The organism is Bacillus sp. NPDC094106, assembly GCF_044764345.1.
GTDB lineage: Bacteria > Bacillota > Bacilli > Bacillales > Bacillaceae_G > Bacillus_A.
The window spans coordinates 42,975-64,263 of the sequence record NZ_JBIWHY010000007.1 but is presented as its reverse complement, the minus strand read 5'-3'; the positions used below and the strand labels follow the sequence as shown (position 1 = coordinate 64,263).

The window sequence follows — 21,289 nt, the reverse complement described above, 5'->3', positions numbered from 1 at the left end:
AAGCCGTCTCTACTTTTAAATTGGCCTTACAAGTTCAAATTGTTCTCCTAGTTTTGCGTAGTTGTGCCCTGCTAGTCGGCTTACTGGTTTTAGTTCCTCTGCATGAATGCGTCCATTTTCGTATAGATGTTCTGCAATGTGGAAACGGACAACGCGGCCGATTAATAGGTCGCATGCTGGAGAGTCTTCTGTTCCACCGAGCGGAATGGCACGCTCTAATACACATTCCATTCGAATGTTTGCTTCTTTTACACCTGGAACTGAAATAACATCACTGTCGATAGGAGTTAGTTTTGCTAATTCAATTTCACTTTGATTTGGAGGGAGATTTGCAGCTGTTTCGTTAATAGCCTCCACATAGGATTCATCAGAGATATGTACAACAAATTCCCCTTTTTCAATTGCATTTCGTGAAGTATCTTTTCGCACACCTTCTTTTCGTTGTACAGAAATAGAGATGAGCGGTGGATTAGCAGCAACAATATTAAAGTAGCTATATGGAGCCCCGTTTAAAACACCATCTTTTGTCATAGAAGTCACAAATGCCACTGGTCGCGGAATAATACTCCCTGTTAATAGTTTATAATTATCTTTTTCTGTTTGTTCATTTGGATTAATCGAAAGCATATTTGTAATCTCCCTTCCTTCATATGAATACTTCTTTGTTTGTTTACAAGATAATGAAGGGAAATTCCTGCTAAAAAAATATTTTTTTGACGCTTTTTGTAAATGGTTTAAAAAGAAAAAGAGCAGATCCCTATCTTGTATAGAATGGGGGCTGCTCTTTTAGGATTTATAAATATTTTGAAACTGAGATAGTTGATTAAAGTAAAACGTAAGCACCAGGTCCAGTTAATGCAACACCAACTGCAATAGCAATTAAGATCATGTTATATTCAAACCCGTTTTGTGTTACCCAGTAGCCGTTTTTACCGTGAACTGTAAAGATTGCAACTAGCATTGTACCAATGATAAATAATGCACCAACCCAAGTGAAGATACCTGCTGCGAATAAGAAACCACCTAATAGTTCAGTCGCTCCAGCCATAAATGCCATAAATACGCCAGGACGTAAGCCGAGTGATTCCATCCAGCCACCTGTTCCTTTCAAGCCGTAGCCACCAAACCAACCAAATAATTTTTGAGTACCATGACCCATGATTGTAATTCCGATAATAAGACGAATAATAAGAAGACCGATATCCATCATTTATAAAACCTCCAAAAAGTTATTTACTTATCTTATGTAAGTTATAATAAATCAGTTACTTACTTTAGTCAAGTTGCTTTCGATCGAGACAGGAAGAAATTTTACAAATCATTTATAAAAAACAAATATACTGTCAAGATATCTAGAAAAGTAGGGAGAAAACAGAGAAGATATAAGATAAGGAGTTAATTGTTATTCAGATAATCTGAATTGACTGGAATTTTGCAAAGCGATACAATAAGATTCTATTGGTAATGATGCGATTTATTTCGAAAGCGTTTTTACAGTATAGTATTTGAAGTATGAAGTCTTACGTATATCTCAATCTTTACTATAGATTGAAATATACGTTTTCAAGCCAATTATAAGGAGGACTATCCTATGTTTAAAAAATTATTCGGTTTTGGTTCAAAAACAAATGCAGAAGCAATCGTAGCTCCATTAACTGGAGAAGTGAAAAATATTGAAGAAGTACCAGATCCAGTATTCGCTGGTCGTATGATGGGTGACGGTGTTGCAATCGTTCCAACTGAAGGTGTTGTCGTATCTCCAGTAGATGGCGAAATCGTACAATTATTCCACACAAAACATGCTGTTGGAATTAAAGCGAAAAACGGTACAGAAATCTTAATCCACGTTGGATTAGAAACTGTAAAAATGGAAGGTGAAGGTTTTGAAGCTCATGTAGCTGAAGGACAAGCTGTTAAGAAGGGCGATAAATTAATTTCTTTCGATTTAGAATTAATTCGTGAAAAAGCAAAGAGCACAATCACACCAATCGTTATTACGAATACAGATGCAGCGGAATCTATCGATACAACCATAGGTGTATCAGCTACAAAAGGTGCAACAGAAGTAATGAAAGTTACAATGAAATAATGATTTTTTGTAAGGAATCTATGTTTATATGAAATGGATTCCTTATGTTATTTATATAAATCCATTTTAATTTTTCGACATCTAACTTCCTGCTATGCAGAATAAAAAGTAACCTCCACTCGTTTGCTCGTTCTGTTTTTACTTCGCATGTGGCAGAAAAATGCCCTGACCGCTTCTATGCATGGTCAGATGCTCTCTCCCACCTAAAAAGAGGGAGTTTATGTCGGTTTTTTAATTGATGTATATATAATAATTGTTTTTTTGTGAGATGTTTCAGTTAAGTGTGATACTATATTGAGGGCACTTGAAACTAGGGTTTCACATATATGTGGATAAGGCGTATTTCTCTTAGAAAAAATAAAAGGGAAATACGCCTTTTATATATTCACATTTCTTTTGTTCCATTGTAATGTACGTTATGATAAATATAGGACATTTGGCATAAGGAGTGGATTTGGATGAAGCGAGTGTTATTTGTTTGCACTGGAAATACATGCCGGAGCCCGATGGCAGAGGCGTTACTCCGTCACTATGGAGAAGGGAAATTTGAAGTGCAGTCTGCTGGCGTTTTTGCCAATCCTGGAAGCGATGCATCTTTGTATGCGAAGGAAGCGTTAGCGACAAAGGGAATTTCAATAACGCATGCTTCAAAGCAAGTAACAGAAGCATTACTTGAATGGGCTGATATTGTATTGACGATGACAGGAAATCATAAACAGCTTGTGCTGAGGTATCATCCAAAGGTGGAAGAGAAGTTGCATACATTATATGAATTTACAGAGGGTATAAGTAAGGATATTTCAGATCCATTTGGAGGTTCGCTCTCCATTTATCAAACGACATTAGCAGAGATGGAAAAACTTGTACAAACTTTATTGGGAAAACATTCAGAAAGCTAATGTTTCGTGTATAATACGATATTGGAGATAGACTTGTTTAAATGAGCAAGTTTTAGGTTGTGTAACCATATATCAGTGGTGTAAAACAATCCATTGATAAAAGTTGTATTAAAATTTTGGAGGGGTAAAAATGAAAGTAGTAGTAGCATCTGATCACGGTGGCATGAATATCCGCAAAGAAATCGTAAATTTATTAGAAGAATTAAATATTGAATACATTGATTTAGGGTGCGAGTGTGAAGCAGGATCTGTTGATTACCCTGATTTTGCATTTCCAGCAGCAGAAATGGTTGCAAACGGTGAAGTAGACCGTGGTATTTTAGTTTGTGGAACAGGCATTGGTATGTCAATTGCAGCAAATAAAGTACACGGTATTCGTTGTGCGTTAGTTCATGATACATTTAGTGCAAAAGCAACGAGAGAGCATAATGATAGCAATATGTTAGCTATGGGCGAGCGTGTAATTGGAGCAGGTTTAGCACGCGATATCGCAAAAATTTGGTTAACGACTGATTATGAAGGTGGACGTCACGAAAATCGTGTAGGAAAAATTAAAACATACGAAGCGAAGTAATAGATTCTAATTTCTATTGAAACATAATATAATTTGTTGAATCAACCTGTGAAAGGAAGAGGCGTAATGATGGAAATAGTAAAAGTGAAAGAGCAGCTACAAACATCGCTTTCTGAATTTCAAGAGCAAGCTTCTTTACAAAGCGGTCAAATTTTTGTAGTAGGCTGTAGCACGAGTGAGGTGCTAGGGGAGAGAATTGGGACATCAGGGACGATGGAAGTGGCAGAAGCAATTTTTTCTGAGCTAACACAATTTCAAAAACAAACGGGTATAGAATTAGCGTTTCAATGTTGCGAGCATTTAAACCGCGCTTTAGTGGTAGAGAGAGAAGTGGCAATGAAATATCAATTTGAAATTGTAACCGTTACGCCTGTCAGATCAGCGGGTGGTGCATTAGCAACATATGCCTATCATAATTTGAAGGATCCTGTAGTAGTGGAATTTATTAAAGCCGATGCAGGAATGGATATTGGTGATACATTCATTGGTATGCATTTAAAACATGTGGCTGTTCCGATTCGCACAAGTGTAAAGGCAATTGGTAATGCACATGTAACGATGGCTAAAACTCGTGCGAAACTTATTGGGGGAGCACGCGCTGTATATGCGGTAGTAGAAGAAACTGTTACTTGTCGTTAAAAATGAAGAACTTGGATATAATATACCTTTATATCATCTTGTACGGAGGTATGTTGTCTGACTTTATAATAGAAGAAAGAAAAGACCAAACTTGGTCTTTTTTTCTTTTATGATATAGAAAGTCATGTTAGAATGTATTTGAAAACATGAAGGTTTGAAAGAATTACAACTTGAATTTTCGTTTTTTCTGAATAAATAGGAAAAAACTATTAGGAATTGATGTAGTTCGTTCAGAAAAGGGGGATTATGGTGGATCATTTAAAACGTCAAGATGAAAAGGTATTTGCTGCAATTGAAGCAGAACTAGGAAGACAACGTTCAAAAATTGAGCTAATTGCTTCAGAGAACTTCGTAAGTGAAGCGGTAATGGAAGCACAAGGTTCTGTTTTAACAAATAAGTATGCTGAAGGTTATCCTGGTAAACGTTACTATGGTGGTTGTGAGCACGTAGACGTCGTAGAGGATATTGCACGTGATCGTGTAAAAGAAATTTTTGGCGCTGAACATGTAAATGTTCAACCACATTCTGGTGCACAAGCAAATATGGCTGTATACTTTACGATTTTAGAACATGGCGATACAGTACTTGGTATGAACTTATCCCATGGTGGTCACCTAACACACGGAAGCCCTGTTAACTTCAGTGGGGTACAATATAATTTCGTAGAATATGGAGTGGATGCTGATTCTCACCGTATCAATTATGATGATGTGTTGGCAAAAGCAAAAGAACATAAACCAAAATTAATCGTTGCAGGTGCAAGTGCGTACCCTCGTGTGATCGATTTCAAGAGATTCCGTGAAATCGCAGATGAAGTAGGGGCATACTTAATGGTAGATATGGCTCATATCGCAGGTTTAGTTGCGGCGGGCTTACATCCAAATCCAGTGCCACATGCACATTTCGTTACAACAACAACACATAAAACATTACGTGGCCCACGTGGTGGTATGATTTTATGTGAAGAGCAATTTGCAAAGCAAATCGATAAATCAATCTTCCCGGGTATTCAAGGTGGTCCACTTATGCATGTAATTGCTGCAAAAGCTGTTGCATTTGGTGAAGCACTGCAAGAAGATTTTAAAACATATGCACAAAACATCATTAATAATGCACAGCGCTTAGCAGAAGGACTTCAAAAAGAAGGACTTACACTTGTTTCTGGTGGAACGGACAACCATCTTATCCTAATCGATGTTCGTAACTTAGAAATTACAGGTAAAGTGGCAGAGCACGTATTAGATGAAGTGGGTGTTACAGTGAACAAGAATACAATTCCATTTGAAACAGCAAGTCCATTTGTAACAAGCGGTGTACGTATTGGTACAGCGGCAGTAACATCTCGCGGTTTCGGTTTAGAAGAAATGGATGAAATTGCAGCAATCATTGCTCATACGTTGAAAAATCATGAGGATGAAGTTGCATTAGAAGAGGCACGTAAGCGTGTAGAGGCATTAACAAACAAATTCCCAATGTATACAGATTTATAATAGATTGAACAAAGACTGCTGGAGCTCATAATGTTCCAGCGGTTTTTTTATCCCGCTATTTGCGGGCAGTAATATCCCCACTTCAAAATTTGGAGAAAGAAAAGAAGTTAGGTAGGAGAGAAATTGCCCGTAAAAGCCCGATTAGTGAGGGCTAATAATCAGTGAGGGAAGAAACCCTCGCTAATTAAAGTTTCACTTTATGTTTCATGAAATGATATATGTTTTTTAAAAATACTTTTTACGTGATGTAGAAATGTAGAGCTATGTTTGAAATAAATTTAGGCAAACGAGTAATTAGGAGAAAATAAGACAGATATTATGTTTCAAGTATGTATACAAATCGTGAATAAATTTTGGAGATATAATGAAGGATACTACTTCCATAATTGGTAAATATATTAGGTGAGTTTAGTATGAAGTTAATATTTTTCCAAATTTGCCCTTGAATATTAGTAGCGTTTTCTTTAAAATCGTAAATAGTGCAAAATGGCGTGTACGCACGCATAAATATCATCTGAAGGAGAGATTCACATGGGAAAACTGTATGTATTTGATCACCCGTTAATTCAACATAAGATTACATATATTCGCGATAAAAATACAGGTACAAAAGAATTTCGTGAATTAGTGGATGAAGTAGCAAGCTTAATGGCTTTTGAAATTACACGCGATCTTCCACTTGAAGAGATTGAAATTGAAACACCTGTAAGTAAAGCGAAAACAAAAGTGATCGCTGGTAAAAAACTTGGTTTAATTCCGATTTTACGTGCAGGTTTAGGGATGGTAGATGGGATTCTGAAATTAATTCCAGCAGCAAAAGTGGGACACGTTGGTTTATATCGTGACCCTAAAACATTGCAACCGGTAGAATACTATGTGAAGCTTCCAACGGATGTAGAAGAACGTGACTTTATCGTACTTGATCCAATGTTAGCAACAGGTGGTTCTGCAGCTGAAGCAATTAACTCTCTGAAAAAGCGTGGTGCGAAACAAATTAAATTAATGTGTATCGTAGCTGCACCAGAAGGGGTAAAAGTTGTGCAAGAAGAACATCCTGATGTTGATATTTATGTAGCGGCATTAGATGAGAAGTTAAATGACCATGGTTATGTTGTTCCAGGTCTAGGCGATGCTGGTGACCGTTTATTTGGAACGAAGTAAGACAACAGACGAGAGGGATTCCCTGCTCGTCTGTTTTTCTATTTAAAAATACTGGAGTTTGGGAAAGAAGTGATGAATCAACATAAAAATGGTATTTTTTGTATATACAACATAAATTGCATATATATCACATATACTATAGAAGTCTAACTTCTATGAGGCTCTATACTATGGAAGAAAAACGTTATATCCTAAAAATATAATAGTGACAAACTTGTGAACATTTTCTTCTATTATAAATAGAAAACTTCAAGAAATTATATATCTTTCACCAGTATTTAGAAGGGGAACGTTTTCATTTTTGGCAGGAAATGACTAATACTCAAATTTTTTGATTTTTTACGATTTCTCGTTGACAGTGCTAATACCCTATTGTATGCTAACAACGGGGATAGATGGTAGGGCTTTCAGTGACAAAATTGCATCTATTTCGTGAAGAAAAAGCAAAATTTTTATTTTGTGTAGAATTTATACAAAAAAATGAGTTATTATTAACACATCGTGAATGAGGGTTACATATTGGAGGGATGAATCCTTGCAAAAAGACGATCGCAACCCCGTAAAAGCATATGCTTTAATGACAGGAATTCTTGCTCAATTAGTCGGTTCCATTCTTGTTGGAATCTTTGGTGGGCAATGGATTGACAGTAAGGTTGGAACGTTTCCATTGTTTCTTATTATAGGCTTATTGCTTGGATTAGGAACAGGGATTTACGCAATGATTCGACTCATTCGACATTATTATTCGGGAGAGCAATGATGATAGACGTACATGGACTTGTCCAAAGACAAAAGAAATATATGTACTACTTGCTTGCGCTTCTTGTGCTAGGATGGGGATTTACCTCTTACAAGGATGTATTTCTTGGACTGATTATCGGGACGATTTTCAGTTTTCTTAGTTTGCGCATTATTGCACGTAGAACAGACAAGCTATTAGACCGCGTTACAAATGGAGAAAACGTGAAATTTAAAGCGACGGCTGTAAGTACATATTCGAGATTTGCCACGATTGGGTTATTAATTTTATTTGCAGCGAAATATCAGCATTTAATTGCGATGTGGAGCTTAGGTGTAGGATTGCTGACAGGATATCTTGTCATGATCATAGATTTTCTTTATTTAGAGTATAAGAGCAGGGAAGAGAGGTGAATTACTAGTGGAACACGGTAAATTAGTTGAATTTCTAGGTTTAACGTTCGATTTGTCCTCAGTCATGATGGTTACTGTTGCAGCAGTTATTGTTTTCTTAATCGCTGTTATCGGGACTCGCACATTAGCTCTTCGTCCAACAGGAATGCAAAACTTCCTTGAGTGGATTTTAGACTTCGCGAAAGGGATTATTAACAGTACGATGGATTGGAAAACAGGTGGACGCTTTTTAACACTCGGCGTTACGCTTATGATGTTTATTTTCGTATCAAACATGCTCGGCCTACCATTCATGTATTCAACAACTGAGGCTGGCGAACACATTGCATGGTGGAGATCGCCAACGTCTGACCCAGCAGTTACATTAACATTAGCCGTGATGGTAGTTACCCTCACCCATTACTATGGAATTAAGATGAAGGGTACAAAAGAATACTTAAAAGGGTTTATCCAACCTATGAAGTTCTTATTTCCTTTAAAGGTTATTGAGGAATTTGCTAACACATTAACGTTAGGTCTTCGTCTATTCGGTAACATCTATGCTGGTGAGATTTTATTAGGATTACTTGCCAAATTAGGTGGAAGTGGAGTACTTGGAGCGTTGGGTGCCATTGTGCCGATGTTAGCGTGGATGGGATTCAGTGTGTTCATTGGTTCAATCCAAGCGTTTATCTTTACAATGTTAACGATGGTTTACATGGCTCATAAAGTAAGTCATGACCATTAATATACTTTAATAAGTAAGTAAAGTAAGTAAAAAATCTATTTTTTTTATAATACAAAGGAGGACATTTTAAATGAGTTTAGGTGTAATCGCAGCTGCAATTGCAATTGGTTTATCAGCATTAGGTGCAGGTATTGGTAACGGTCTTATCGTATCACGTACAATCGAAGGTGTTGCTCGTCAACCAGAATTAAAAGGCGCACTTCAAACAATTATGTTCATCGGGGTTGCATTAGTTGAGGCACTTCCAATCATCGGTGTAGTTATTGCATTCATCGTAATGAACAAATAAGGGATACTCCCCTTACATAGATGGCGAAGAGTGTTTTTTGAACTTTCTTCGCCATTGCTTTATGAACGAAATGTATGTCTTTTTTTTTCATATGGTCAATTTAGATATCTCGAAGGGAGTGAATCCTTGTGCCAACTTTATTATTAGGAGCTGCCATTCCATTTGGAACGATCGCTTATACATTGGTCGTTTTCCTAATTTTATTAATAATGCTACGTAAATTTGCTTGGGGTCCTTTGATGGGAATTATGAAGGAACGTGAAGAGCATGTTGCTAGTGAAATCGACGCTGCAGAAAAGAACAACGCAGAGGCGAAAAAATTAGTGGAAGAACAACGTGAAATGTTAAAACAATCACGTGTGGAAGCACAAGAGTTAATCGAAAGAGCGAAAAAGCAAGCAGAAGATCAGAAAGATGGTATTGTCGCTGCTGCAAAAGAAGAAGCAGAGTCAATTAAAACATCTGCTGTACAAGAAATTCAACGCGAAAAAGAGCAAGCAATTGCTGCTCTGCAAGAACAAGTCGCTTCTTTATCTGTTCAAATTGCTTCTAAAGTAATTGAAAAAGAACTAAAAGAAGAAGACCAAGTGAAATTAATTCGCGATTATATTAAAGAAGTAGGAGAAGCGCGATGAGCAATGAGATTGTAGCAAAACGTTATGCTGTCGCTCTTTTTCAAATTGCAAAAGAAAAACACGTATTAGAGATGTTTGAAGAGGAATTACGCCTTGTACAAAACGTTTTTGTAAAAAACGAAGAACTACATAGCTTTTTAACACAACCAAACATTTCGAAGGAACAGAAAAAAACGTTTCTTTCTAACGTATTTGCCTCTGTTTCGGAATCAATTTTAAATACGTTATATATTTTAGTTGATAATAAACGCATTGAAATCCTACCTGAAATTGCAAATGAATATGTTGTTCTTGCTAATGAAGAACGCAACGTAGCAGATGCAACTGTTTACTCTATTCGTCTTCTATCTGAAGATGAAAAACTTAGCATTGCAGAATCATTTGCGAAGAGAACAGGAAAAGATGCAATTCGCATAAAGAATGTTGTAGATGAAGATTTACTAGGCGGAATTAAAGTACGCATTGGAAATCGCATTTATGATGGTAGTTTACAAGGAAAGTTAGCACGTATTCAGCGTGAACTTATGAAGAATAGATAGGGGTGAAGCACATGAGCATCAGAGCTGAAGAAATTAGCGCACTGATAAAGCAACAAATCGAGAACTATCAGTCTGAAATCGAAGTTAGTGATGTTGGTACAGTTATCCAGGTTGGTGACGGTATTGCGCGTGCTCATGGTCTTGATAACGTTATGGCTGGTGAACTTGTAGAGTTCTCTAATGGCGTTATGGGACTAGCACAAAACTTAGAGGAAAACAACGTAGGTATCATTATTTTAGGACCTTACACAGAAATCCGTGAAGGTGACGAAGTTCGTCGTACTGGTCGCATCATGCAAGTGCCAGTAGGGAAAGAACTAATCGGTCGTGTTGTAAACCCATTAGGTCAACCAGTAGATGGTTTAGGCCCAATCAATACAACAAACACTCGTCCAATCGAAAGTCCAGCACCAGGTGTAATGGATCGTAAATCTGTTCATGAGCCACTTCAAACAGGTATTAAAGCGATCGATGCTCTTGTACCAATTGGCCGTGGTCAACGTGAGTTAATCATCGGTGACCGTCAAACAGGTAAAACAGCAGTTGCGCTTGATACAATCATTAATCAAAAAGATGAAGATATGGTTTGTATCTACGTTGCAATTGGACAAAAAGAATCTACAGTACGTAACGTAGTAGAAACATTACGTAAGCATGGTGCGTTAGATTACACAATCGTTGTAACTGCATCAGCTTCTCAACCAGCTCCATTATTATACTTAGCTGCTTACGCTGGTGTAACAATGGGTGAAGAATTCATGTACAACGGTAAACACGTATTAGTAGTATATGATGACTTATCAAAACAAGCAGCTGCTTATCGTGAACTTTCATTACTATTACGTCGTCCTCCAGGTCGTGAAGCATATCCTGGGGATGTATTCTACTTACATTCTCGCTTACTAGAGCGTGCAGCAAAATTAAGTGATGCAAAAGGCGGAGGTTCTTTAACAGCCCTACCTTTCATCGAAACACAAGCAGGGGACGTATCAGCTTACATCCCAACAAACGTAATCTCTATCACAGATGGACAAATCTTCTTACAATCTGATTTATTCTTCTCTGGCGTACGTCCAGCAATCGATGCAGGTACTTCTGTATCTCGTGTTGGTGGAGCTGCTCAGATTAAAGCGATGAGTAAAGTATCAGGTACACTTCGTCTTGACCTTGCATCTTATCGTGAGTTAGAAGCGTTCGCTGCGTTCGGTTCTGACCTTGATAAAGCAACTCAAGCGAAATTAAACCGTGGAGCTCGCACAGTTGAAGTATTAAAACAAGGATTACACAAACCACTGCGAGTAGAGAAACAAGTTATCATTCTTTACGCTCTAACACGTGGATTCCTAGATGATATCCCAGTAGCAGATATCACTCGTTTTGAAGAAGAATTCCATGCTTGGTTAGATTCAAATGCAGCTGAATTATTAAGTGAAATCCGCACAACTAAGAAACTTGCGGATGACGATAAATTTGCAGCAGCAATTAACGGATTCAAAAAAGTATTCGTAGCTTCTGAATAATAAAAAGCGGAGGTGGCTCGTTAGCCGCTGAAACTAGATTATATAAACAGGCAACTCTTACAGAGATTGCTGACGGTTATGTAAAGGAAAAGAGTAGGTGCACCTATTCTTTTCCTTCAATCATGAGCAAGAAGATCTTGCAACGTAGATTAGAAAGATGAATGAAAAGAAATCTTACTAATCGTGCCAACTTCCGGAAAAAAGGTGGTGAAAACCTGTGGCATCTTTACGCGATATAAAAGCGAAAATTAATTCGACTAAGAAAACGAGTCAAATTACGAAGGCGATGGAGATGGTATCTGCATCGAAATTAAACCGTGCAGAACAAAATGCTAAATCTTTCGTTCCGTATATGGAAAAAATTCAAGAAGTAGTAGCGAGTATTGCGCAAGGTAGCAAAGGAATCAATCATCCAATGCTAACAGCACGCCCTGTAAAACGTACGGGATACATCGTTATTACATCTGATCGCGGACTAGCAGGTGGTTATAACAGTAACGTATTACGTACGGTAAGTAACGTAATTCGTGAACGTCATAATATGGATTCAAACCAATATTCAATTATTGTGCTTGGACGACTAGGACGTGATTATTTAAAACGTCGCGGCTTTAACATCATTGATGAAGTAGTTGGACTATCTGACCATCCTTCATTTACAGATATTAAAGACCTTGCTTCTCGAGCGATTGCGATGTTCGCAGATGGTGCTTATGATGAGCTGTATATTTACTACAACCATTACGTGAGTAAAATTTCACAAGAAGTAACGGAAAATAAAATTTTACCGCTTACGGAAGTGACGTCTGACAAACCGACGACAGCTTATGAGTTTGAACCTTCTGAAGAAGATATCTTAAAAGTATTATTGCCACAATACGCAGAAAGCTTAGTGTACGGTGCATTGCTAGACGGTAAAGCAAGTGAACACGCAGCGCGTATGACAGCAATGAAGAGTGCTACAGACAACGCAATGGAAGTTATCGATACACTTACACTTTCATTCAACCGTGCTCGACAAGCAGCGATTACGCAAGAAATTACAGAAATCGTTGGTGGAGCAGCAGCGTTAGAATAGTAATAAAAAGCGGAAGTGGCTCGTCCAGAAGGGGAGGGCATTGGAACTCCTGACGAAGAGGCGCTCTTTGCCTCGCAGGAAGGGGTGAAATGACCGACCCTTCTAGCCACCGGAGCTAGAGTAATAAAAAGCGGAGGTGGCTCTTTCCGAAGAGTCGCTCAAGCTAACTAATAAAAAATGAAAGCCGACTCTCATAGAAAGCTGGCTAATTTAAAGAAAGCTAGGAGGGAACCCGATGAATAAAGGGCGCGTTACGCAAATCATGGGTCCGGTTGTAGACGTTAAGTTTGACGGCGGAAAGCTACCTGAAATCTACAATGCCCTTAGAATTAAACAAGACGCAGTTAACTTAACTTTAGAAGTTGCACTTCACTTAGGTGATGACACAGTTCGTACGGTTGCGATGTCTTCTACAGATGGACTTGTTCGTGGCATAGAAGTAGAGGATACTGGTAAACCAATTTCTGTTCCAGTTGGTGATGCAACACTTGGTCGTGTGTTTAACGTATTAGGTGATGCAATTGACTTAGATGGTGAAGTTGCAGCGGATGTACGCCGTGATCCAATTCACCGTCAAGCACCTGCATTCGAAGAGTTATCTACAAAAGTAGAAATTCTTGAAACTGGTATTAAAGTAGTAGACTTACTTGCTCCTTACATTAAAGGTGGTAAAATCGGTCTATTCGGTGGTGCCGGTGTAGGTAAAACAGTATTAATCCAGGAGTTAATTAACAACATCGCACAAGAACACGGTGGTATCTCTGTATTCGCTGGTGTAGGTGAGCGTACTCGTGAAGGTAACGACTTATACCACGAAATGAGCGATTCTGGCGTAATTAAGAAAACAGCGATGGTATTCGGACAAATGAACGAGCCACCTGGTGCACGTCAACGTGTTGCATTAACAGGCTTAACAATGGCTGAACATTTCCGTGATGAGCAAGGACAAGACGTACTATTGTTCATCGATAACATTTTCCGTTTCACGCAAGCGGGTTCTGAAGTATCGGCCCTTCTTGGTCGTATGCCATCTGCGGTAGGTTACCAACCAACACTTGCAACTGAAATGGGTCAATTACAAGAGCGTATTACATCAACAAATAAAGGGTCTATCACGTCTATCCAAGCGGTATATGTACCAGCCGATGACTATACTGACCCAGCACCAGCAACAACGTTCGCTCACTTAGATGCAACAACAAACTTAGAGCGTCGTTTAACACAAATGGGTATTTACCCAGCGGTAGACCCATTAGCGTCTACATCTCGTGCACTTTCTCCAGAAATCGTTGGAGAAGAGCATTATGCAGTTGCTCGTCAAATTCAGCAAACATTACAACGTTATAAAGAGCTTCAAGATATCATCGCTATCTTAGGTATGGACGAGTTATCTGAAGAAGATAAATTAGTTGTACATCGTGCTCGTCGCGTTCAGTTCTTCTTATCACAGAACTTCCACGTAGCAGAGCAGTTTACAGGTCAAAAAGGATCTTATGTACCTGTAAAAGAAACAGTTCGTGGATTCAAAGAAATTCTAGAAGGAAAATATGATGACCTTCCAGAAGATGCATTCCGTCTTGTTGGTAGCATTGAAGAAGTTATTGAAAACGCGAAGAAAATGATGGCGTAAGGCCTTAGGAGGGACGAATTATGAAGACATTTCCAGTCAGTATTGTAACTCCTGATGGACCGGTTTACGAAAAAGAAGTAGAAATGGTAAGCGTGAAAACAGAAAGTGGGGAAATGGGGATCTTACCAGGTCACATTCCAACTGTTGCGCCGCTAAAGATTAGTGCGGTTCGTTTGAAAAATGGCGGTCACACTGATTATGTAGCAGTAAGCGGTGGCTTTATCGAAGTTCGTCCAGATAAAGTAACAGTATTAGCACCATCTGCTGAAGAAGCAAACCATATCGATATCCATCGTGCAAACGAAGCGAAGCGTCGTGCTGAGCAGCGTTTACAAGATAAACAAGTACATGTTGACTTTAAGCGTGCAGAGCTTGCACTAAAACGAGCGATTAACCGTTTGAATGTTTCTGACATGAAATAAGAAAATCCGTAAAGGTTCATTCCTTTACGGATTTTTTTATGAATAGAATAGGCTAAATTTTTACGTTATAGGAAATATTACAAAAAAATATTACAAAAAATGATATAATTGTAAGTGTAATTTTATCTATAAATAGATACATAGTGTAAGGAGATGAGAAAGTGATTGGTGAAATGAAACGAGAAGCATTGCAATCGTTAAATGGAAAATGGGGGCTTGGTGTAGGTTCGACAATTCTATATTTTATTTTGAATTATATACTCTCATTCGTGGCATCATTTATTATTTTAATTCCTGGTATATTTTTAATGGCGATAATTGGTAGTTCTATAAGCTCATTTGAAGAGGAAACAGCAACAGTTGGTGCTGTTATGGCTATTATCGTTATTTATGGTCTGATGTTCATCGTGAACCTTGCATCATACGGTATCATGACATATGGTTATATGAATCTGTCCTTACGCCTTAGCAAGAGGGATGGTGCTGTAATAGATTGCTTATTTGAAGGGTTCCGTGGGTTTAAACGAATGCTGAAGGCAATGAAGGCTATGTTGGCAATTTGCCTATACACGGGAACTTGGATACCGTTAATATTGATCGGTATGTTTGTGTTTCTATTTGGTGGAGAAAGTGAGTCAGCAAATGAATCATTAGGAATTACTTTCTTTGTTTTATTATTTATTTCGTTTATAGTAATTGTTATTGCTTCTCTTTCATATGCGATGACTTATTACATTCTAGTGGAAAATCCAGAATACGGTGTTTTACAAGCGCTGAAAGAAAGTAAAGTGATGATGAAAGGACATAAAATGGATCTATTCCTTTTAGGGCTTAGCTTCATCGGTTGGGCTGTGTTAGCAATCTTTACTTTTGGAATTGGATTTCTTTGGCTCTATCCATATTTCAATACAACGATAGCACATTTTTATCAATACGTATCAGAGAATGAATCGCATTAGGAATATATGGAGAACGAGGTGCATAATAGTTGTATGCACCTCGTTTTTTTGAAATATAAGATGCGAGCGGCGTGCTATACTAATAATAAATTAGAGGTTCATTCGATTTAGGAGGTTTCATATGATTAGTGATTTAAAAGGAAGAGCGCTGGATGCATTGGAAGGGAAATGGGGACTAGCAGTGGGTACTACATTACTGATCGCAGTTCTTGCTTCTGTTTGTAGGATTGTTGTTACATTTCCTTTCTCGATGGTTTGGGGATGGGATGAAGCAAGAGGATCTTTTTCAGTGGATATTGTCACAATGCTTATTATTGGACCGTTAACTTTAGGGGCATATTATCTTGTTTTGAATGCGATTCGTGAGAAAGAGGTTCGTATTGGACAGTTGTTTAGATGGTTTACAGATGGAACTAAATTTATAAAGTCATTTTTAACATATTTGTTAGTGTGCATTTATCTTACTTTATGGACAATACTACTGATTATTCCAGGAATTATTAAATCTTTCTCGTACGCGATGACGTATTTTATTTTAAATGATCATCCGGAGTATTCAATGAATCAAGCCATTACGGAAAGCCGTCGCATGATGGATGGACATAAAATGGATTATTTCTTATTATGCTTAAGTTTCATTGGTTGGTTCTTGTTAAGTATCGTTACTTTGGGAATCGGTTTCTTATGGTTAGCACCATATTTTTATACAACAACTGCGGCATTCTATGATGAAATTTCACAGGACTATTATCAAAAAGAAAATCCTACCTTTTAAGAAAACACCCAGCATGAATTATTTATGCTGGGTGTTTTTTGTAGAAATTTCATGAATTGTTTACTGCTGAGTGGCTTGCTGAAGTAGTAGCCTGGCATATACCTACAATTGTTATCTTGTAAGAATGGCAGTTGTTCTTTCGTCTATCATTGCAATATGTTCTGTTAGTTCTATATCAAGAAGATATGGTTGTAAACTAGTTTCTTCTAAGATGGAAACAATCGTTTGTACAAGATTATTTTGTAGAAATTCTTTAGCTGACAAATTAGCTCCTGTTTTAACAAAAACATATTAGAATTCCCTTTTAAGAAAAATGTGAATTATTTAGGAAGATTTTACACATTATTCCTAACGTATCGACATAGGAATTTGAAGTTTGCTATAATGATATAAATAGTCGCATTATTTAGAAAAATTTAAAAATAATAAATGATGCAGATGAGACATATTGTTTACTAAGTGAATTTGTTCTTAATTCAGGGGGGGGGAGGGTTTCACAATGGCAAATGTATATGAAAATAGTTATATGATCGTTGGCATCTTCTTGCTATTGGGCATATTGCTGCCGGTAGCGGCTCTTACATTAGGAAAGTTGTTGCGACCGCATAAGCCGAGTGCGGCAAAGGAAACAACGTACGAAAGCGGAATTGAACCCTATCATGATGCAAATGTTCGTTTTCATGCTCGCTATTATATTTTTGCATTATTATTTGTCATCTTTGATGTGGAAACCTTATTTTTATATCCGTGGGCTGTTGCGTATGACAAGCTTGGTTTGTTCGCGCTTATTGAAATGCTAATCTTTGTCATTATGTTAATCGTGGGTCTGGCGTATGCTTGGAAAAAGAAGGTGTTACAATGGCTATAAATTTCGAGGAATTACATCCACAGGAACGGGCGGAATTAGAGAGGAATATTTTCTTTACAACATTAGAACAGGTAAAGGGATGGGCACGTAGTAACTCTTTATGGCCAATGACATTTGGATTGGCGTGCTGCGCAATTGAAATGATGGGGGTTGGTTCATCGCATTATGATTTGGATCGATTTGGGTCATTCTTTCGGACATCACCGAGGCAATCGGATGTCATGATTGTTTCTGGAACAGTGACGAAGAAAATGGCACCTATTGTGCGGCGTTTATATGATCAGATGCCAGAGCCGAAATGGGTCATTGCAATGGGATCTTGTGCAACAGCTGGCGGACCATATGTGAATTCGTATGCTGTTGTAAAAGGGGTAGATCAAATCGTACCAGTAGATGTGTATATCCCAGGATGTCCTCCTAATCCAGCAGCCTTAATTTATGGAATTAATAAACTGAAAGAGAAGATTCGTTACGAAGCAAAGACTGGGAAGCAGGTGACGAATAGATGAGTGATCCTAATAACAATTTAGAGGATATGAAGAAAGAAGCCGCTAGACATGCGAAAGAAGAAGCTCGAAAACGTCTTGCCGCAAAACATGAAATGGAAATAACTAAGTTTGAAGCACAAGAACAAGAGAAAGCGCTATCAAGTGATAATGAGGTAAATATGGAAGAGACTCAACACCATGCTGCGGAGAAGAAACAAGCATCGGTGGATGGGGAAATATCAGAAGAAGCCAAAGTGAAGGCAAAGGCAGCGGCAGCAGCGAAGGCAAAAGCGGCAGCGCTAGCGAAGCAGAAAGCAAAAGAAGGAGCAGGGGTATCAGACGAGGAGAAAGCCAAAGCGAAGGCAAAAGCCGCGGCAGCAGCAAAGGCAAAAGCGGTAGCGCTAGCGAAGCAGAAAGCAAAAGAAGGAGCAGAGATATCAGACGAGGAGAAAGCCAAAGCCAAAGCAAAGGCAGTGGCGGCAGCGAAGGCAAAAGCGGCAGCGCTAGCGAAGCAGAAAGCAAAAGAAGGAGCAGGGGTATCAGACGAGGAGAAAGCCAAAGCGAAGGTAAAAGCCGTGGCAGCAGCAAAGGTAAAAGCGGCAGCGCTAGCGAAGCAAAAGGCATTGGAAGGTACTGGGGCACCTGAAGATGAGAAAGCGAAGGCAATTGCAGCAGCGGAGGCAAAAGCCGTCGCTATCGCAAGAGCAAAGGGGACTGTGAGTAAGAAGGAAGAAGCACTAGAGCAGGAGAAACCATCACTAAACCAACCATATTTAAATACTTATGTAGAGATTGTTAAGGAGAAAATAGGGGAACATTCATTAGTAGATTCCTATATTAATAAGCTTTCAAAAGATGTTCCAACGCTTGTAGTTCAGCTGGAAAATTACTATGAAGTGATGGAATTATTAAGGTTCCATAAGGGACTTGCTTTTGATTATATGTCGGAGCTACATGCGACTGATTTTGTTACACATATGGAAGTATATGTTCATTTATTTTCATATGGAAAGAAACAGTCTGTAGCGGTGAAGGTGAAATTAGACCGAGAGGCGCCGCAAGTAGCATCGATTACACCGCTTTGGAACGGGGCAAATTGGCCAGAGCGCGAGGCATATGACTTACTTGGCATTATCTTTAAGGGGCATCCGAATTTAACGCGTATTTTAATGCCAGATGATTGGGTAGGGCATCCGCTTCGAAAAGATTACGAACCGTTTGACGTGGAGGTGTAGCATTATGATCCGTACAGAAGAGATGCTTTTAAATGTAGGGCCACAGCACCCGAGTACACATGGTGTATTTCGGCTTGTTATTAAAATCGATGGGGAAATCATTAAAGAAGCTACACCTGTCATTGGTTATTTACACCGTGGGACGGAGAAAATCGCTGAGGGCTTACAGTATACACAAATTATCCCGTATACAGATCGAATGGATTATTTATCAGCAATGACCAATAACTATGTCATTTGCCATGCTGTTGAGACAATGATGGGACTGGAAATTCCGGAGCGTGCGGAATATTTGCGAGTGCTTGCGATGGAGCTTGGCCGCGTTGCCAGTCATCTTGTTTGGTGGGGTACCAACCTTCTTGATATTGGTGCAGTTAGTCCATTTCTATACGCATTTCGTGAGAGAGAGATGATTATTAATCTTTTAAATGAACTATGCGGTGCACGGCTTACTTTTAATTATATGCGGGTGGGCGGTGTGAAGTGGGATGCCCCGGATGGTTGGATCGAAAAGGTTCGGGAGTTTGTCCCATATATGAGAGAACAATTAAAAGGTTATCACGATCTTGTGAGCGGAAATGAAATTTTTTTGAATCGTGTGAAAGGCGTTGGTATATATAGCGCGGAAGATGCGCTCTCTTATTCTCTAAGCGGAGCAAATTTGCGGTGCACGGGTGTGAAATGGGATCTTCGCAAGGATGAACCGTATTCTATTTATGATCGCTTTGATTTCGATGTTCCTGTTGGAGAAATAGGAGATGCTTGGGATCGTTACATTTGTCGGATGAAAGAGATTGAGGAGTCTCTCAAAATTATCGAGCAGGCAGCGGAGCAGTTTCCGGAGGAAGGAAGTGTAATAGCGAAAGTGCCGAAGATTATTAAGGCGCCGAAGGGCGAGGCATTTGTCCGCATTGAGTCGCCGCGTGGGGAAATTGGGTGCTATATTGCGAGCGAAGGAAAGAAAGAGCCGTATCGTCTGAAATTTCGCAGACCATCTTTTTATAACCTACAAATCTTGCCGAAGCTTTTGAAGGGTGAAAATATCGCAAATTTAATTACGATTTTAGGCGGCGTTGATATTGTGCTTGGGGAGGTTGATGGCTAATGATTGAGACGATCTTAGAGTCATCGGCAGGTTGGAAGAATTTCTTCATTTTTTTTGGCTTAGCGGTACTTCTACTGTTTGCTGTCCTTGGATTTGTTACATATGGGATTTTAGCAGAGCGGAAAGTGATGGGTTTTATGCAAGGGCGAATTGGCCCGAACCAAGTTGGTGGCCGCTTCGGATTACTGCAAACAGTAGCTGATGTTTTAAAACTTTTATTAAAAGAAGATAGCATTCCAAAAGCTGCGGATAAGCCGCTATTTATATTGGCACCTATTATTGCGTTTGCACCTGCCTTTATGGTTCTTGCGGTCATTCCATTTACGGATAAATTTCAGTTTGCTGATATTGGAGTTGGGCTTCTTTATTATATTGCAGTTTCAGGGATTACAACGATTGGCGTTCTGACCGGCGGCTGGGCATCGAATAATAAATACTCACTTTTAGGCGGAATGCGTGCGGCGGCGCAGATGATTTCCTACGAAATTCCCCTTGTCATGAGTGTTATAGGTGTTGTCTTATTAGCTGGTAGTCTCAATCTAAATGAAATTGTAGCGGCGCAGGAGAAGGTTTGGTACATTTTCGCGCAGCCGATTGGTTTTGTTATTTTCTTAATTGCAGCGGTTGCAGAGTTGAACCGGACGCCGTTTGACTTACCGGAAGCGGAGTCGGAACTTGTCTCTGGATATCATACGGAATACTCGGGGTTTCGCTGGGCGTTCTTTATGCTTTCTGAGTATGTATACTTCTTTGGAATGGCCTCGTTAATTACGGTGCTCTTCTTAGGTGGCTGGAATCCAGTTATGTTTCTTGGTTTTATTCCTGGTGCTGTATGGTTTGCCTTAAAGTTCAGCGCGGTTGTCTTTCTATTAATTTGGTTCCGCGTGACGTTTCCACGTATAAGGGGTGATCAGCTGATGGAATTTGGCTGGAAGGTATTATTGCCAATCGCACTTGCAAATATTTTCTTAACGGCATTGATTAAGGAGTTATTTTTCTAATCTATGAGAGGGG

The 21,289-nt window shown here is 38.9% G+C and carries 27 protein-coding genes; 24 read left to right on the top strand and 3 right to left on the bottom strand.

Going from position 1 to position 21,289, the window contains the following annotated elements:
- Positions 1–15: 15 nt before the first annotated feature.
- On the bottom strand, positions 16–627 hold the full coding sequence (locus ACIQ7L_RS12465; protein WP_400569492.1) for a flavin reductase family protein: 612 nt from the start codon (positions 625–627) through the stop codon (positions 16–18).
- A 196-nt stretch (positions 628–823) separates the two neighbouring features.
- On the bottom strand, positions 824–1,210 hold the full coding sequence (locus ACIQ7L_RS12460) for a DoxX family protein (RefSeq protein ID WP_400569490.1): 387 nt from the start codon (positions 1,208–1,210) through the stop codon (positions 824–826).
- A 381-nt stretch (positions 1,211–1,591) separates the two neighbouring features.
- Between ACIQ7L_RS12460 and ACIQ7L_RS12455 the strand changes: the two genes are divergently transcribed.
- The 19 genes from ACIQ7L_RS12455 to ACIQ7L_RS12365 all read left to right on the top strand — a co-directional run bounded on the left by ACIQ7L_RS12455 (position 1,592) and on the right by ACIQ7L_RS12365 (position 16,579).
- Positions 1,592–2,089, top strand: a complete 498-nt coding sequence (locus ACIQ7L_RS12455; protein ID WP_400569489.1) for a PTS sugar transporter subunit IIA — start codon at positions 1,592–1,594, stop codon at positions 2,087–2,089.
- Between the two features lie 458 nt (positions 2,090–2,547).
- Positions 2,548–2,988 carry a low molecular weight protein arginine phosphatase gene (locus ACIQ7L_RS12450; protein ID WP_400569487.1) on the top strand — a complete coding sequence of 147 codons (441 nt, stop codon included), beginning with the start codon at positions 2,548–2,550 and terminating at the stop codon, positions 2,986–2,988.
- A gap of 130 nt (positions 2,989–3,118) precedes the next feature.
- Positions 3,119–3,562: a ribose 5-phosphate isomerase B gene (rpiB, locus tag ACIQ7L_RS12445; protein ID WP_400569485.1), complete on the top strand. Its 444-nt coding sequence runs from the start codon at positions 3,119–3,121 to the stop codon at positions 3,560–3,562.
- A 66-nt stretch (positions 3,563–3,628) separates the two neighbouring features.
- Complete coding sequence (locus ACIQ7L_RS12440) at positions 3,629–4,201, top strand: TIGR01440 family protein (protein ID WP_400569483.1); 573 nt, start codon at positions 3,629–3,631, stop codon at positions 4,199–4,201.
- 249 nt (positions 4,202–4,450) lie between these two features.
- Positions 4,451–5,692, top strand: a complete 1,242-nt coding sequence (glyA, locus tag ACIQ7L_RS12435) for a serine hydroxymethyltransferase (RefSeq protein ID WP_400569481.1) — start codon at positions 4,451–4,453, stop codon at positions 5,690–5,692.
- Positions 5,693–6,223: 531 nt separating this feature from the next.
- Complete coding sequence (upp, locus tag ACIQ7L_RS12430; protein WP_003202275.1) at positions 6,224–6,853, top strand: uracil phosphoribosyltransferase; 630 nt, start codon at positions 6,224–6,226, stop codon at positions 6,851–6,853.
- A 395-nt stretch (positions 6,854–7,248) separates the two neighbouring features.
- Positions 7,249–7,362, top strand: coding sequence for a DUF4024 domain-containing protein (locus ACIQ7L_RS12425; RefSeq protein ID WP_400569479.1), 114 nt, complete (start codon positions 7,249–7,251; stop codon positions 7,360–7,362).
- Between the two features lie 26 nt (positions 7,363–7,388).
- Positions 7,389–7,613, top strand: coding sequence for an AtpZ/AtpI family protein (locus ACIQ7L_RS12420; protein ID WP_400569477.1), 225 nt, complete (start codon positions 7,389–7,391; stop codon positions 7,611–7,613).
- Positions 7,613–8,005 (top strand): ATP synthase subunit I, encoded by a 393-nt coding sequence (locus tag ACIQ7L_RS12415; protein ID WP_000567602.1) that lies wholly within the window; start codon positions 7,613–7,615, stop codon positions 8,003–8,005. The genes ACIQ7L_RS12420 and ACIQ7L_RS12415 overlap by 1 nt, the downstream gene beginning before the upstream one ends.
- A gap of 7 nt (positions 8,006–8,012) precedes the next feature.
- Entirely contained in the window at positions 8,013–8,732 is a 720-nt protein-coding gene (atpB, locus tag ACIQ7L_RS12410) for a F0F1 ATP synthase subunit A (protein WP_400569474.1), read from the top strand.
- Positions 8,733–8,802: 70 nt separating this feature from the next.
- Entirely contained in the window at positions 8,803–9,021 is a 219-nt protein-coding gene (atpE, locus tag ACIQ7L_RS12405) for a F0F1 ATP synthase subunit C (protein WP_000052064.1), read from the top strand.
- A 128-nt stretch (positions 9,022–9,149) separates the two neighbouring features.
- Positions 9,150–9,656: a F0F1 ATP synthase subunit B gene (atpF, locus tag ACIQ7L_RS12400; protein WP_400569472.1), complete on the top strand. Its 507-nt coding sequence runs from the start codon at positions 9,150–9,152 to the stop codon at positions 9,654–9,656.
- A complete protein-coding gene (locus ACIQ7L_RS12395) occupies positions 9,653–10,195 on the top strand; it encodes a F0F1 ATP synthase subunit delta (RefSeq protein WP_400569471.1) in 543 nt (180 codons plus the stop codon). Before atpF ends, ACIQ7L_RS12395 begins: the two co-directional genes overlap by 4 nt.
- A gap of 11 nt (positions 10,196–10,206) precedes the next feature.
- Complete coding sequence (gene atpA / locus ACIQ7L_RS12390; protein ID WP_400569468.1) at positions 10,207–11,715, top strand: F0F1 ATP synthase subunit alpha; 1,509 nt, start codon at positions 10,207–10,209, stop codon at positions 11,713–11,715.
- Positions 11,716–11,932: 217 nt separating this feature from the next.
- Complete coding sequence (gene atpG / locus ACIQ7L_RS12385) at positions 11,933–12,793, top strand: F0F1 ATP synthase subunit gamma (protein ID WP_097896173.1); 861 nt, start codon at positions 11,933–11,935, stop codon at positions 12,791–12,793.
- A gap of 235 nt (positions 12,794–13,028) precedes the next feature.
- Positions 13,029–14,423: a F0F1 ATP synthase subunit beta gene (gene atpD / locus ACIQ7L_RS12380; protein ID WP_400569467.1), complete on the top strand. Its 1,395-nt coding sequence runs from the start codon at positions 13,029–13,031 to the stop codon at positions 14,421–14,423.
- Positions 14,424–14,443: 20 nt separating this feature from the next.
- Positions 14,444–14,845, top strand: coding sequence for a F0F1 ATP synthase subunit epsilon (locus ACIQ7L_RS12375; RefSeq protein ID WP_400569465.1), 402 nt, complete (start codon positions 14,444–14,446; stop codon positions 14,843–14,845).
- A gap of 173 nt (positions 14,846–15,018) precedes the next feature.
- Positions 15,019–15,804 carry a DUF975 family protein gene (locus ACIQ7L_RS12370; RefSeq protein WP_400569749.1) on the top strand — a complete coding sequence of 262 codons (786 nt, stop codon included), beginning with the start codon at positions 15,019–15,021 and terminating at the stop codon, positions 15,802–15,804.
- A gap of 121 nt (positions 15,805–15,925) precedes the next feature.
- Positions 15,926–16,579, top strand: a complete 654-nt coding sequence (locus ACIQ7L_RS12365; protein WP_400569463.1) for a DUF975 family protein — start codon at positions 15,926–15,928, stop codon at positions 16,577–16,579.
- 111 nt (positions 16,580–16,690) lie between these two features.
- Here the strand turns inward: ACIQ7L_RS12365 and ACIQ7L_RS12360 are convergent, their stop codons facing one another.
- Positions 16,691–16,843, bottom strand: a complete 153-nt coding sequence (locus ACIQ7L_RS12360) for an EAL domain-containing protein (protein WP_400569461.1) — start codon at positions 16,841–16,843, stop codon at positions 16,691–16,693.
- Between the two features lie 235 nt (positions 16,844–17,078).
- Between ACIQ7L_RS12360 and ACIQ7L_RS12355 the strand changes: the two genes are divergently transcribed.
- From ACIQ7L_RS12355 to nuoH, 5 genes are read left to right on the top strand one after another with little or no spacing between them, the layout of a single operon-like run.
- Positions 17,079–17,447: an NADH-quinone oxidoreductase subunit A gene (locus ACIQ7L_RS12355; protein WP_400569460.1), complete on the top strand. Its 369-nt coding sequence runs from the start codon at positions 17,079–17,081 to the stop codon at positions 17,445–17,447.
- A complete protein-coding gene (gene nuoB / locus ACIQ7L_RS12350) occupies positions 17,438–17,956 on the top strand; it encodes an NADH-quinone oxidoreductase subunit NuoB (protein WP_017153544.1) in 519 nt (172 codons plus the stop codon). The genes ACIQ7L_RS12355 and nuoB overlap by 10 nt, the downstream gene beginning before the upstream one ends.
- Positions 17,953–19,170: an NADH-quinone oxidoreductase subunit C gene (locus ACIQ7L_RS12345; protein WP_400569457.1), complete on the top strand. Its 1,218-nt coding sequence runs from the start codon at positions 17,953–17,955 to the stop codon at positions 19,168–19,170. The genes nuoB and ACIQ7L_RS12345 overlap by 4 nt, the downstream gene beginning before the upstream one ends.
- A 4-nt stretch (positions 19,171–19,174) precedes the next feature.
- Positions 19,175–20,275: an NADH-quinone oxidoreductase subunit NuoD gene (gene nuoD / locus ACIQ7L_RS12340; protein WP_400569455.1), complete on the top strand. Its 1,101-nt coding sequence runs from the start codon at positions 19,175–19,177 to the stop codon at positions 20,273–20,275.
- The gene (gene nuoH / locus ACIQ7L_RS12335) at positions 20,275–21,276 is read left to right on the top strand and encodes an NADH-quinone oxidoreductase subunit NuoH (RefSeq protein ID WP_097899229.1); all 1,002 of its coding nucleotides are present in this window, start codon (positions 20,275–20,277) and stop codon (positions 21,274–21,276) included. Before nuoD ends, nuoH begins: the two co-directional genes overlap by 1 nt.
- Positions 21,277–21,289: the final 13 nt, after the last annotated feature.

What these genes read in the sequence shown, in the direction of transcription:
- ACIQ7L_RS12455 (WP_400569489.1), top strand. Translation starts at nt 1,592, where the DNA reads ATGTTTAAAAAATTATTCGGTTTTGGTTCAAAAACAAATGCAGAAGCA.
- ACIQ7L_RS12460 (WP_400569490.1), bottom strand. Translation starts at nt 1,210, where the DNA reads ATGATGGATATCGGTCTTCTTATTATTCGTCTTATTATCGGAATTACA.
- upp (WP_003202275.1), top strand. Translation starts at nt 6,224, where the DNA reads ATGGGAAAACTGTATGTATTTGATCACCCGTTAATTCAACATAAGATT.
- ACIQ7L_RS12345 (WP_400569457.1), top strand. Translation starts at nt 17,953, where the DNA reads ATGAGTGATCCTAATAACAATTTAGAGGATATGAAGAAAGAAGCCGCT.
- ACIQ7L_RS12440 (WP_400569483.1), top strand. Translation starts at nt 3,629, where the DNA reads ATGATGGAAATAGTAAAAGTGAAAGAGCAGCTACAAACATCGCTTTCT.
- ACIQ7L_RS12395 (WP_400569471.1), top strand. Translation starts at nt 9,653, where the DNA reads ATGAGCAATGAGATTGTAGCAAAACGTTATGCTGTCGCTCTTTTTCAA.
- ACIQ7L_RS12365 (WP_400569463.1), top strand. Translation starts at nt 15,926, where the DNA reads ATGATTAGTGATTTAAAAGGAAGAGCGCTGGATGCATTGGAAGGGAAA.
- ACIQ7L_RS12370 (WP_400569749.1), top strand. Translation starts at nt 15,019, where the DNA reads ATGAAACGAGAAGCATTGCAATCGTTAAATGGAAAATGGGGGCTTGGT.
- nuoD (WP_400569455.1), top strand. Translation starts at nt 19,175, where the DNA reads ATGATCCGTACAGAAGAGATGCTTTTAAATGTAGGGCCACAGCACCCG.
- atpA (WP_400569468.1), top strand. Translation starts at nt 10,207, where the DNA reads ATGAGCATCAGAGCTGAAGAAATTAGCGCACTGATAAAGCAACAAATC.
- atpE (WP_000052064.1), top strand. Translation starts at nt 8,803, where the DNA reads ATGAGTTTAGGTGTAATCGCAGCTGCAATTGCAATTGGTTTATCAGCA.
- ACIQ7L_RS12375 (WP_400569465.1), top strand. Translation starts at nt 14,444, where the DNA reads ATGAAGACATTTCCAGTCAGTATTGTAACTCCTGATGGACCGGTTTAC.
- ACIQ7L_RS12450 (WP_400569487.1), top strand. Translation starts at nt 2,548, where the DNA reads ATGAAGCGAGTGTTATTTGTTTGCACTGGAAATACATGCCGGAGCCCG.
- atpD (WP_400569467.1), top strand. Translation starts at nt 13,029, where the DNA reads ATGAATAAAGGGCGCGTTACGCAAATCATGGGTCCGGTTGTAGACGTT.
- nuoH (WP_097899229.1), top strand. Translation starts at nt 20,275, where the DNA reads ATGATTGAGACGATCTTAGAGTCATCGGCAGGTTGGAAGAATTTCTTC.
- ACIQ7L_RS12355 (WP_400569460.1), top strand. Translation starts at nt 17,079, where the DNA reads ATGGCAAATGTATATGAAAATAGTTATATGATCGTTGGCATCTTCTTG.
- nuoB (WP_017153544.1), top strand. Translation starts at nt 17,438, where the DNA reads ATGGCTATAAATTTCGAGGAATTACATCCACAGGAACGGGCGGAATTA.
- ACIQ7L_RS12425 (WP_400569479.1), top strand. Translation starts at nt 7,249, where the DNA reads ATGGTAGGGCTTTCAGTGACAAAATTGCATCTATTTCGTGAAGAAAAA.
- rpiB (WP_400569485.1), top strand. Translation starts at nt 3,119, where the DNA reads ATGAAAGTAGTAGTAGCATCTGATCACGGTGGCATGAATATCCGCAAA.
- ACIQ7L_RS12415 (WP_000567602.1), top strand. Translation starts at nt 7,613, where the DNA reads ATGATAGACGTACATGGACTTGTCCAAAGACAAAAGAAATATATGTAC.
- ACIQ7L_RS12465 (WP_400569492.1), bottom strand. Translation starts at nt 627, where the DNA reads ATGCTTTCGATTAATCCAAATGAACAAACAGAAAAAGATAATTATAAA.